The organism is Chloroflexota bacterium, from assembly GCA_020850535.1.
GTDB lineage: Bacteria > Chloroflexota > UBA6077 > UBA6077 > JACCZL01 > JADZEM01.
The window spans coordinates 26,368-38,211 of sequence record JADZEM010000113.1; the positions used below are offsets into that span (position 1 = coordinate 26,368).

The 11,844-nt window shown below is 69.8% G+C and carries 9 protein-coding genes; 4 read left to right on the forward strand and 5 right to left on the reverse strand.

Annotation, left to right across the window (positions count from 1 at the left end; genetic code table 11):
* Positions 1–4 precede the first annotated feature (4 nt).
* Positions 5–1,246, reverse strand: a complete 1,242-nt coding sequence (gene fabF / locus IT306_15510) for a beta-ketoacyl-ACP synthase II (protein ID MCC7369834.1) — start codon at positions 1,244–1,246, stop codon at positions 5–7.
* 235 nt (positions 1,247–1,481) lie between these two features.
* On the opposite strand from fabF, the gene IT306_15515 reads away from it, so the two are divergent.
* From IT306_15515 to IT306_15525, 3 genes are read left to right on the forward strand one after another with little or no spacing between them, the layout of a single operon-like run.
* On the forward strand, positions 1,482–2,198 hold the full coding sequence (locus tag IT306_15515; GenBank protein MCC7369835.1) for a ribonuclease activity regulator RraA: 717 nt from the start codon (positions 1,482–1,484) through the stop codon (positions 2,196–2,198).
* Positions 2,195–3,406 (forward strand): aminotransferase class V-fold PLP-dependent enzyme, encoded by a 1,212-nt coding sequence (locus IT306_15520; GenBank protein ID MCC7369836.1) that lies wholly within the window; start codon positions 2,195–2,197, stop codon positions 3,404–3,406. Before IT306_15515 ends, IT306_15520 begins: the two co-directional genes overlap by 4 nt.
* Before the next feature lie 28 nt (positions 3,407–3,434).
* Positions 3,435–5,066 (forward strand): alpha/beta fold hydrolase, encoded by a 1,632-nt coding sequence (locus IT306_15525; GenBank protein MCC7369837.1) that lies wholly within the window; start codon positions 3,435–3,437, stop codon positions 5,064–5,066.
* A 252-nt stretch (positions 5,067–5,318) separates the two neighbouring features.
* Here IT306_15525 and IT306_15530 read toward each other — a convergent pair whose 3' ends face one another.
* The 4 genes from IT306_15530 to IT306_15545 all read right to left on the reverse strand — a co-directional run bounded on the left by IT306_15530 (position 5,319) and on the right by IT306_15545 (position 10,206).
* Complete coding sequence (locus tag IT306_15530) at positions 5,319–6,107, reverse strand: ABC transporter permease (GenBank protein ID MCC7369838.1); 789 nt, start codon at positions 6,105–6,107, stop codon at positions 5,319–5,321.
* A complete protein-coding gene (locus IT306_15535; protein MCC7369839.1) occupies positions 6,104–7,063 on the reverse strand; it encodes an ABC transporter ATP-binding protein in 960 nt (319 codons plus the stop codon). The genes IT306_15530 and IT306_15535 overlap by 4 nt, the downstream gene beginning before the upstream one ends.
* Positions 7,064–7,162: 99 nt before the next feature.
* Positions 7,163–8,296: a response regulator gene (locus IT306_15540; protein ID MCC7369840.1), complete on the reverse strand. Its 1,134-nt coding sequence runs from the start codon at positions 8,294–8,296 to the stop codon at positions 7,163–7,165.
* Complete coding sequence (locus tag IT306_15545; protein ID MCC7369841.1) at positions 8,296–10,206, reverse strand: hypothetical protein; 1,911 nt, start codon at positions 10,204–10,206, stop codon at positions 8,296–8,298. The genes IT306_15540 and IT306_15545 overlap by 1 nt, the downstream gene beginning before the upstream one ends.
* A gap of 362 nt (positions 10,207–10,568) precedes the next feature.
* Between IT306_15545 and IT306_15550 the strand changes: the two genes are divergently transcribed.
* Positions 10,569–11,555, forward strand: a complete 987-nt coding sequence (locus IT306_15550; GenBank protein ID MCC7369842.1) for a ParB/RepB/Spo0J family partition protein — start codon at positions 10,569–10,571, stop codon at positions 11,553–11,555.
* The last annotated feature ends 289 nt before the right edge of the window (positions 11,556–11,844 follow it).

The following is an 11,844-nucleotide window of genomic DNA, read 5'->3' on the forward strand; positions in this document are numbered from 1 at the left end:
GCGATCAGCCCTGGTACTTCGTGAAGATCAGCGAGCTGTTGTGCCCGCCGAATCCGAACGAGTTGCTGAGGGCAGCCGCGATCTGCCGTTTGCGGGCGACGTTCGGGATGTAGTCAAGGTCGCAGGCCGGGTCCGGCTCGTCCAGGTTGATGGTCGGCGGGAGGATGCCGTCCTGGATCGCCTTGATGCAGGCGATGGCCTCGACCACCCCGGCCGCGCCGAGCAGATGGCCGGTCATCGACTTGGTGGAGGAGATGGCTACGTCGTAGGCGGCCGGCCCGAACACCGACTTGATGGCGCTGGTCTCGGAGCGGTCCCCCAGCGGCGTGGACGTCGCATGCGCGTTGATGTAGCCGATGTCCTTCGGCGTGAGGCCGGCCTTGCGGAGGGCCATCCGCATCGCGCGGGCGGCGCCCTCGCCGTCCTCGGCCGGGGCGCTCACGTGGTGGGCGTCGGCGCTCATGCCGTAGCCGATCAACTCGGCATGGATCGTCGCGCCGCGAGCCTTCGCGTGCTCCAGCTCCTCCAGCACGACCATCCCGCCAGACTCCGACATGACGAAGCCGTCGCGGTCCTTGTCGAACGGGCGGCTGGCCTTCCGCGGCTCGTCGTTGCGGGTCGAGAGCGCACGCATCGCGTGGAAGGCGGCGATGCCGATGGGCACGACGCCGGCATCCGCGCCGCCGGCGAGCATCACGTCGGCGTCGCCGCGCTTGATGACCTCGGCCGCTTCGCCGATGGCATTCCCGCTGGTGGCGCAGGCCGAGACAACGCTGAAGTTCGGACCCTTGAGGCCCAGCAGCATCGAGACGTGCCCCGGCAGCAGGTCGATCAGCATCTGCACGACCAGGAAGGGCGTCACGCGGTCGGGGGTCTTGGTGAAGAGGGTCTCGAACCCCTTGCCCAGCGAGTCGATGCCGCCGATGCCCGAGCCGGCGATGCAGCCCACCATCTCGGCGTTCTCGGGCGTGACCGTCATCCCGGAGTGCTCCCAGGCCTCGACGGCGGACACCAGCCCGAACTGTGCGAACCGGTCGATGCGGCGCGCCTCTTTCGGGTTCATGATCTTCGCGGTGGAGAACTCGGGGCACTCACCCCCGATCTTCACCTCGTGGGCGCTGGTGTCCCAGGCCTTGATGTAGCCAACGCCCGAGCGCCCCTCGATCATGCCCTGCCAGGTCGAGGGCATGTCCAAACCCAGGGGCGTGACGCAGCCCATCCCGGTCACGACGATGCGCTTGCTCACAAGCATCTGCTCCAGCGGCAGCGGATCTCTCGACGCGGCCGGTCCGTGCTCCCCGAACACGGGGGTCAGCCCAGTATACCAACGAACCGGGCCGCGCTCGCCGTTCCGGAGGAAACACCAACTGGGGGTGACGGCCTCATCGGCTGGGGTACAGCCTGACGGGCGCCACGGGCCGGGGTACACTGCCGCCACGGGCAACTCGGGGGGCGAGTCGCGAGGCGCTGGGAGGCCAACCATGCTGATCGAGGGTTTGGAGCCGCTGCCGGCTGGCGTGCTGGAGAAGCTCGGGCAGGCGAGCACGGCATCGGTGACGAGTGAGCTGTTCAAGCTCGGCATCCGCCACAGCTTCATGACGGGTGTTGCGCCGCTCAGCCAGGGTCAGAAGATGATCGGCGAGGCGGTCACGTTGCGCTATCTGCCATACCGTGAAGACCTCGTGCAGTGGGTCGGGAACCGCTCGCACCCGCAGCGCAAAACGATCAACGAGATGGGACCGGGCGAGGTGCTGGTGATCGACGCGCGCGGCTCGCTGCGCGCGGGCACGCTGGGTGAGATCCTGATGGCCCGTATCAAGGCGGTCGGCGGGGCCGGCATGGTCACGGACGGGGCCGTCCGCGACGCCGAGGGCATCCGAGGCGTCGGCATTCCGGTCTTCGTGGGCGGGATCCACGCGTCGGCCAGCAACACGGTCCACTACGTCGCCGACGCCAACCTGCCGATCCAGTGCGGCGGCGTCACCGTGATGCCGGGCGACATCATCCTGGGCGACAGCGACGGCGTGGTGGTGATTCCCCGCGCGATGGCCGCCAAAATCGCGGACGAGTCGGTCCACCACGACGAGCTTGAGGTCTACCTGTACGAGCGCATCACCGGGGGCGATGAGCTGTTCGGCGTCTACCCGCCGAGCGAGGAGACGCTCCGCGACTACGAGGCGTGGAAGAAGCAGCGGTGACCACCACGGACCAGGGCATCTACGAGCGGCTGGGCGCCCGCCGCATCATCAACGCGGCCGGGCCAGTGACCCGGCTGGGCGGCAAGCGGCTCGCGCCCGAGGTGGCGGCGGCGATGGCCGAGGCCGCGCAGTCTCACGTGCAGATCGACGACCTGCAGGCCCGCGCCAGCGTCTTCCTGGCCGAGGCGACGGGGGCCGAGGCGGGGCTGATCACCTCCGGCGCGGAGGCCGGGCTGCTGCTCGGCACGGCGGCCTGCATCGCCGGGATGGACCCGCGCAAGATGGACGATCTGCCCCAGGTCCACGACGGGCGCAACGAGGTCGTGGTGCAGCGCGGCCACCGCAACGCCTACGACCACGCCCTGCGAGCGGCCGGAGCGCAGTTCGTGGAGGTCGGCTACCTGGGGTCGCCGGGGGCGGGCTGCCACTACGCCTGGCAGATCGAGGCGGCGATCACCGAGCGGACGGTCGCCATCGCCTGCCCGGTCATGAACACGCACGGGACGGTGCCGCTGCCGGAGGTCGCGGAGGTGGCGCATCGCCACGGGCTGCCGGTGATCGTGGATGCTGCCGCTGGCCTGCCGCCGCGCGCCAACCTGCGCCGCTTCCTGGCCGAGGGCGCGGACCTGGTGGCGTTCTCGGGCGGCAAGGCGATAGGCGGGCCGCAGGGATCGGGGTTGCTGGTCGGCCGGAAGGACTTGATCGAGTCGGCCCGGCTCCAGATGCTCGACATGGATGTGTACCCGCGGATCTGGCGGGCTGGCCGCGAGCTGATGAAGTCGGGACGGTTGCCGGGACCGCCGCACCACGGCATCGGGCGCTCGTGCAAGGTCGGCAAGGAGCAGGCGGTCGGGCTGCTGGTGGCGCTGGAGCGCTACCTCGCGCACGACGAGGAGGCCGAGCTCGCGGCCCAGGCGGCGCGCGTTTACCGGCTGGCCGAGGCATTGGACGGGCAGAAGGGCGTCCGCTGCAACCTGACCCGGCCGGCGGGCGGCGTCCCGAGGGCCGAGGTCTGGATCGACCACGAATTGCTCGGGATGAGCGCCTACGACGTGATCGAGGCGTTGGAGACGGGCGACCCCGTCGTCTGCGTCTCGCAGGGGAACGCCCCGAGCGGCGGGCTGGTCATCAACCCGATGACGTTGGAGGATGGTGAAGAGCGGATCGTGGCGCAGCGCATCCTCGAGGTGGTCAGGGGCGGCAGCTAGCCTCTGGTCACTGGAACGGAGCGAGCGAGTGATCCACCTCCGGTCCCGCGGATGGCGGCGTGCGCTCCGTCTCGGCGTCGGGGCAGCGGTGTTGCTGCTGGCGGCCTGCGCCCAGGCGCCGGCTGTCGCGCCGCCGACCGCCACGCCCTCGCCACCGGCAGCGCCGACACCGTTCGCCGCACCGGCAGCGGCGACGAGCCTGCCGTCGCCGTCGACTTCGCTGTTGCCTTCGCCGTCCCCGTCGCCGAGCCCAGTCGCAGCGGGACAACCAGTCGTGCGGGTGGCTGGCGTTCCGCGCTTCGAGCCAGACCCGGCCTGTTCGTCCGAAAGTCAGCGCTGCGGTTTCGTAGTGGTGCCGGAGCGCCACGACCAGCCAGACGGCCGCACGATCAAGCTCGCCGTCCAGGTTACGGTCCGTGCGAACCGCGAGGCACCGCCCGATCCGGTGGTCTACCTTCAGGGCGGCCCGGGCAGCAAGCTGCAGCCACGCGCGCGGTCCAACATCGGATCGGTGACCGTACGACACGACGTGATCCTGTACGAGCAGCGCGGCATCGGCAAGTCCGAGCCGGCCCTGGATTGCCCGGAGCGCGACGAGCAGCGCGTCGCCGATGCCGCGGCAGGCACAGACGACGCCGTGCGCCAGGAGCGCGTTCGCGCGAGTTGGACCGCCTGTCGGGACCGGCTGCGGGGTCAGGGCATCGACCTCGCAGCCTACACGACCGCCGAGAGCGCCGCCGACCTGGACGACATCCGCGTGGCGTTGGGCTATGACCGGCTCAATCTGGTGGGCATCTCGTACGGTACGTATCTCGCGCAGGCGACGATGCGCGCCTTTCCTGGCAGCGTTCGCAGTGTGATACTCGATTCCGTCGTGCCGCTCGACCGGCCAGCCATTGTGCCGATTCCCTCGGCGAACACGGACCACGCGCTGGAGCGCACGTTTGCGCTGTGCGCCGCCAGCCCATCCTGTGACCTGGCCTATCCGAACCTGGCAGGCATCTTCGTGCGGACGGTGCAGAAGCTCGGACAGCAGCCGATGCCGGTGGCGCTCGGACCGGCGCAGGGCGGCGACATTCCGCTGACGCCGCGACTGTTCGCCACGATGGTATTCCGAGAGCTGTACGGCGGCCCGGGCGACGTGCCGCGCCTGATCGCTGCGGCAGACCGAGGCGACGCCCGGCCATTTGTCGAGCGCGTCCGGACGCTCCTCCTGTTCAACCGGAGCTTCAGCGAGGGCGCGGAGCTGTCCACCATCTGCCGGACGCTCGGCACCACCCCGAACGAGGAGCTGCAGTTTCGCGGCCCTGGCCCGCTGACGCCGCTGGCCGGTCCGCCAACGGACTGGCAGGGAGCATGCGCCTTGTGGCCGCACGTCCCGTTCGACGCGGCCTCCCGCGCGCTGGTGCGGAGCGACATCCCGACGCTGATCATCGCCGGCGAGCTTGACCCGGTCACCCCGCCGGCCAACGGTCAACGGGTCGCGGCCGGACTCAGCCGAGCGACCTACGTCGAAGTGCCAGCGGAAGGCCACACGCCCGGCGTGCGAACGTCCTGTGGCCGGGAGATCATCGCGGCGTTCTTGGATCAGCCGACCGTACCGCCCGACGTCGTATGCGTCAAGCGCATGCAGGCCGGATTCAACGTCTCACCGCCCTGATGACCTTTGACGAAGTACAGCGGTCATAGCCCCTCACCCCCCGACCTGACGCACGGACTCCGTGGGTACTTCGTCAAACACCACAAGGGTGGACAGGCCTGCGTCCGCCCCTCAAGCGCGGGAACCGTAGCTGAGCCGGCATCACGGCAGGCTCTGGACGCCCTCCGACTGAGGGTCGAACTGGGGCGGCGATCTTCGCCGCGCTCCCAGCGGGCGAGCTAGCGCCGGCGGGTCGCTACCGACGGCGGGTCGCTACCGCCAGCGGGTGAGGATCGTCTCGCGGTCGAAGAGGCGGACGGCTGCCAGCAACAGCAGCACGTCTGCCAGCGCCGCGCCGGCCGTCAGCATCAGCGCGTGGCTCACGTCCAGCCGCACCACGCCGAAGACCTGGGCTGTCAGCAGACCGGAGATCGGCAGGATCACCACCGCGCCCAGCTGCTGCGCGGCGCGCGGATCGCTGGTGCGCGACGACGCGATCACGGCCATCCCGACGGCCAGCAGCGCGAACAGCGGCGCGAGCAGCCCGAACGAAACCAGCCAGACCGGCGCCAGGGCAACCCGCACCACGTCGGTGCTCACGGTCACGGCGCTGACCAGCATGAAGCCGACGTAGCTGATCCAGCTCACCGCCACCCCTGGGATCAGGGCAGCCAGCGCCTTCGCCCCAAGCAGCTCCCAGGTGTGAATCGGGGTGGCGAGCAGCGGCTCCAGGGTCCGTAACTGCTTCTCGCCGATGATGCTGTAGCTGGCGATGGTCAGCGGGATAAAGAGCGGCGCGAGCATGAACAGCACCAGCACCTGATCGACGATCAACGCCTGAAACGCCGTAGCCGACAGATCGTTGGGGCGGGGAACCGACCGCTCCAACGCCTGCAGCTCCGAGCCGGTCAGGCCGGCCACGCCGGGCATCGAACCGACCCGCAGCGCCACGACCGACAGCACGATGTAGAGGATCGTCGGGATCACCAGGGTGGTCAGGATCAGGCGGCTGTGGCGCACGTCCTCCAGCTCTTTGAGGATGACCGTCAACAGTCGGTTCATGCTGGCTGCACCTCGCGGTCGGCCTGGCTCTCGCCGACGATGGCGAGATACGCACGCTCCAGGGCCGAGTCGATCTCAGCCACCCGCTGCACGTCAGCGCCGGCCCCCACCAGTGTGCGGACCACCGGCGGGACGTCCCGCTCCAGCGAATCGACCTCGACCACCAGCAGATCGTCGGTCAGGTCGGCGGCGCGGACCATCGGCAACACCCGCACGACCTCCAGAAACTGGCCGCCACCGCCAGTCATTCGGATGCCCACGCGGTGGCTCAGCACCTCGCGCTCAAGCTCGGCCGGCGTGCCGAAGCGGAGCACCCGCCCTCGGAATACGGCGACCTTGTCGCAGAGGCGGCGGGCCTCGTCGAGGTTGTGCGTACACAGGAAGATGGCGCGCCCGGCCTCGCGCAGATCGCGGATGACGGCGCGCACGTCGCGGGCCGACTCGGGATCGAGGCCGCTGGTCGGCTCGTCCAGGAAGACGGCGACCGGCTCGTGGACGACGGCCCGCGCGATAGCCAGCCGCTGCTTCATCCCTTTGGAAAAGCCCGAGACATGATCGTCGCGACGATCCCACAGCCCGAGCAGCTCCAGACAGGTCCGCACCCGTTCGCGGCGCTTCGGAGCAGGCAGACCGTGCAGCCGGGCGTGAAAGTCAAGGTTGGCAGCGGCCGTCATCCGCTCGTAGAGGCCGGGCGTCTCGGTCAGCAGCCCGATCCGCGAGCGGATGACCTCCTGGCCGCTGGCAAGATCGACCCCGCTGATCCAGGCCTGCCCCTCGCTCGGCGCGATCATCCCCGCCAGCATTCGGACGGTCGTGGTCTTGCCGGCGCCATTCGGCCCCAGGAAGCCGAAAATCTCGCCTCGCCCCACGTCGAGGGTCAGATCGCGGACCGCCCAGCGGTCGCCGAAGCGCTTCCCGAGACCCTCGGCGCGGATGACGCAGCCGTCGTTCTGCATGGCAGGTATTGTGGGGCGGATCGAGAGCAGTCGCCAATCACCCCGGCGCACGCATCAGCCCGGATGACCGACGCCGCCCCGTCAACGGACGCCGAGCCACTAGACAGCCTCGGGTCTCGCGAGGCGCGGCACCACGAACGCGAACGTGCTGCCCGGGCCGGGCGTGTCCGCCAGCCAGATCGCGCCGCCCATCAGCTCCAGCGCCTGCCGGCAGAACGCCAGCCCCAACCCCGACCCGACCGGTCGCCGGCCGCCCGGCAGCGCCAACGGCGTGAACCGCTCGAACAGCTGGGCGCGGTGCTCGGGAGCCACGCCCGGCCCCTCGTCCTGGACCGACACGACGATGCCGTCCTGCCCCGCCGGCGGGGCCAGGTTGGCTTCGAGGTCGATCTGGACACGGCTGCCGGGCGGCGTGAACTTGACGGCGTTGGTGACGAGATTCAGCAGCACCCGGCCGAGCAGGTCGACATCGGCCTGGACGTGTTCGACCGGCTCGCCGACCACTTCGAGGCGCACGTCGCGCTGGACCGCCTGCGCCGCCAGCCGGTCGACGATCTCATCGGCAACGGCCGCCAGCGAGACCGCCTGCGCGCGCGGTCGCAGCCGCCCCTCGGAGAGGCGATAGGAGTCGAGCAGGTTGGTGGTCAGCTCGATCAGCTCGGCGGCGTTCCGCTCGGCGATCCCCAGGAAACGGTGCGCATCGCGGGACGGCAGATCCTCAAGGTCCAGGCGGGCCATCTCGACGGCGCTCGACACCGCCGAGATCATGCCGCGAATGTCGTGGGCCAGCATGCTGACCAGATCCTGCCGATGGCGGTCGGCCGTTTGCAGCTCGGCGTTCGCGGCACGGAGCTGATCCTGCAGGGCCTTGGTGCGGAGGGCCGCCCGCACCCGTGCGAGCAGCTCCTCGGGCATGACCGGCTTCACGAGGTAGTCAACAGCACCCTCGTCCAGACCATGAATGCGATCCTGGAGATCGGCGCGCGCACTGAGGAAGATGACGGGCACATCGCGCGTCGGCTCGGCGGCGCGCAGCTCGCGGCAGACGGAGAACCCGTCCAGGTCGGGCATCATCACGTCGAGAATGACGAGGTCCGGCGGGTTCGCGATCGCCGCGTCGAGGCCGCGCCGGCTTTCAGTCTGGGTGGTTACCTGATGGCCCTCGCGCTGCAGGTACTTCGTGACGATCCGGCCGTTCGCAACGTCGTCGTCGATCACGAGTGCACGCGCCATCAATACTCTCCCACGGCCACGTGCGACCGGCGTGGCTCGGTCACGTGCTCTCTGATGCGAGCAGCAAGGGCTGGCAGCGGCAGCGCGCCAGCCGTCAGCCAGCTGAGCGCCCCGAGGTACAGCCGGTGCTGCTGGCGCGGCGTCAGCGCGTCTGGCGTCACCACCACCAGCGGGCAGGCGCGGCGTCCCAGGGCGGCCAGCAGCTCCGCCAACAGCTCAGGCAGCCCGGGGCTGTCCGCGACGAGATCGAGCACGACCGCGCCAACCTGCTCGCCGCGCGCCACCGTCAGGGCCGCCTCGCCCCGCGCAACCTCGTAGGGGGTCAGGCCGCGCGCCTGGAGCAGCAGCGAAACCTGACGCCGCCAGAGCGGATCCGCGCCGACGACGAGTGCGAGGTCGTCAGCCGGGATGGCGCTCAAACGGTCCGGCAAGAGCCGCTCGAGCTCCGCGAAGGGCAAGACCGACAGATGCGGCGTCATCAGCACGTTGCCGAAGGCTTGATGCCCGAAGGCCCGATGCCCATCGGCGCTGAACCCGAAGAGGCCGATGCGAGCGTCCGATGTCGCGTCGGCGCTGGCAGTAGCCTGGAGCAGCCGCCATGCGCCCGCCTGCACGCCGCGGACGTCGGCCAGCACACAACGGGGGGCCAGCATGCTCGTACGGTCCCGCATCCAGGCGTCTGGTGTGTGCCGCGCGGCCCGCACGCCCTGGTCAGCCAGCGCCGCCACCAGAGCGTCGGCCGCCGGATCGTCCGACACCAGCACCACGTGCTGGGAAGCGGCGAGCGGAGCACGGTCGGCTGGGACATCGGCGGCCAGGCGCGGCTGCGCGGGAGCGAGCGGCAGCGAGACCAGGAATCGCGAGCCGTGGCCGTCGTTGCTCTCGACCCACAGGTGACCGCCCATCAGCTCAACCAGCTGGCGACTGATGGCCAGTCCGAGTCCGGTGCCGTCGTGCGCTCGCGCCATGCCGCCGTCAACCTGCCGGAACGGCTCGAAGATGCGGGCACGCGCCTCCTCGGGGATGCCGATGCCCGTGTCCACGACGGCCAGCGTCACCGCGTCCGCCGAGGCCGACGCCTGCAGCTCCACCGAGCCCGTCGGCGTGAACTTCACGGCGTTCCCGACAAGGTTGACCAGCACCTGCCGCAGCCGTTCCTCGTCGGCCAGGACCGGCGGGAGCGACGGGCTGAGCGACGTCGTCAGCCGCAGCCCGCGGGCGTCCGCGAGCGGCTGGAGCAGCGCCGCCACTTCCTCGGCCACCGGCCAGGGGTGCACCGGCTCGCAGACCACCTCGACGGCCCCCGCCTCCAGCCGGGCGAAATCGAGCGTGCCGTTGACGATCTTGAGCAGGCTCCGACCGCCCTCGTAGATCTGCTGGACGTCGGCGCGCTGCTCGTCGTTGAGGTCGCCGTCCAGCTCGTCGAGCAGCAGCCGGCCGTGCCCGATGATCGCGTTGAGCGGCGTCCGCAGCTCGTGCGACATGGTGGCGAACAACTCGGCGCGCTCGCGGTCCCGCCGCTGCAGCCGACCGTTCACCCGGGCCAGGTCCGCCGCGCGCTCGGCGGCCGACTGGCGCGCCTGCGATCCAGAACGTACCAGGATGTCGAGGCTTCGACCGATCCATCGGTCCGTCAGGGCGATCATCGCGAGGCCAGACAGCGTCAGCAGCAGCAGCAGCAAGGCGAAGGCCGGGCGATCCTCGTCCGGCAGGCTGACAGCCAGCAGCGCGAGGACGGCCACGACGACCGACACCAGGACGGCGATGCCGGCCTGGACCCGCGCAAGACGGCGGGCAACGTTCGCAGGCCGTTCGAGCGCAACATGCTCGACAGGCCCCAGCGCAGGACGGCGATTCGCGCCCCAGGCAGGCAATCCGAACGAGAAGGTGACCGGGAGGATGAGTCGCACGCTGCCTCTACCCCTGCGAGACCCGGCGAGCCGCTCGCGCTCATGCATCAGGATACCAGGGTCTCTCGCACGTTCCAACGATATTGTGTGCCACACAGAGACGCCCCGCGTTGCGATCTTTCACAAGGCCTCGGCCGGCTGCTCGGGCTGAGAGGCCGCGTCGCCGTCCAGCGGAGGGGCCGAGGCGGAGGCCAGGGCGTGACGACAGGGTCGTGTTCTGTCGAGTCGATGCCGCATTCTGGCTGGTCGCTCACGGCCGTGACGATGCTGTGTCGATCTGGTGCGCCCGCCGTAACTTTCCCGCGTCATGGCGGCTGCTAGACTCGGGCCACCCCTAGCCAGGAGCAGGAGGACCGAGAGACGTGCCGGACCTCGAGCTGAAGCGCATTCAGCCAAACAAACTGAACCCCCGCCTTCGCTTCTCGAAGAGCGGTCTGGACGATTTGGCCGCCAGCATCAAGCAGTACGGCATCCTCGAACCGATCATCGTGCGACCGGTGAACGGGCACTTCGAGGTGGTCGTTGGCGAACGACGGTATCGCGCAGCGCAGCAGGCCGGCCTCGACGAGGTGCCGGTCCTCGTTCGGGAGTACTCGGACGACGAAGTCATGGAGATCAACCTCGTCGAAAACGTGCAGCGCGAGGATCTCTCCGCTGTCGAGAAGGCGAAGCTCTGCCAGGAGCTCCGCGAGCGCTACCCGGGCAAGTACGTCGGGTGGGATGTGATCGCCACGCGCATCGGCGTGGAGGTGGACACGGTCCGGGCCTGGGTTCGCACGCTGAACCTGCCGGAAGAGGTCCAGGAGAGGATCGCCCCGCGCGAGCAGAAGCGGGTGCCGGAAGGCAAGATCGACTACCGGACCGCGCTGGACATCGCCGAGAAGATCAAGGATCCCGAGCGGCAGGTTGAGGTTGCCACGCAGCTGGCCGAGGAGCGGGTGCCCCGCGAGGTCGCGCGGGAGGTGATCCGCCGGGCGGCCACCGAGACGCCGGTCCCGGTCCCGCAGATCGTGCAGGAGGCGGCGGCCAAGCCGCGCGCCTCGCTGGCGTTCACCCACCGGCACTACCAGTCGGTGGTGAGCGGCGAAAAGCAGCAGACGACCCGCCGGCGCGTCGATCCGAACATCGAGGCTGGCAGCATCGTGCGGGCCGACGTCATCCAGTTCGCCGACCTGGAGATCACCGAGGTGATCCGCAAGCGGCTGGGCGAGATGACGGAGGAGGATGCGCGCCAGGAGGGCGACTACACGCTGGAAGAGTTCCGCGAGCTGTGGCAGCGCAGCTACGGGGCCTGGAACCCCGAGGAGCTGGTGACGATCATCCGGTTTCAGCTGGCCCGGGTGCTGTAGCGCAGCATCGTCCGAAGCCAGGGGCCGGGTACGGTCTCGTAGCGTTCATGAAGGGGAACGGCAAGTTGACGCCGTTCCCCTTCGTCATCCCCGTCGCCGGCACGGTCACCACGCAGGGCAATCGCATAGTCGTTGGTGTACGCGAAGCATCGTGGAACGGGCGGTCGGGGACTGAAGTCCCCGCCTACAGTCACGCCGTCGCTGCGCGACGGACACCGGGAACAGCGTCGTCCGGTGAGACCGGGGCGTCGCGCAGCGACTGCAGGATCGTAGGCGGGGCTTTCAAGCC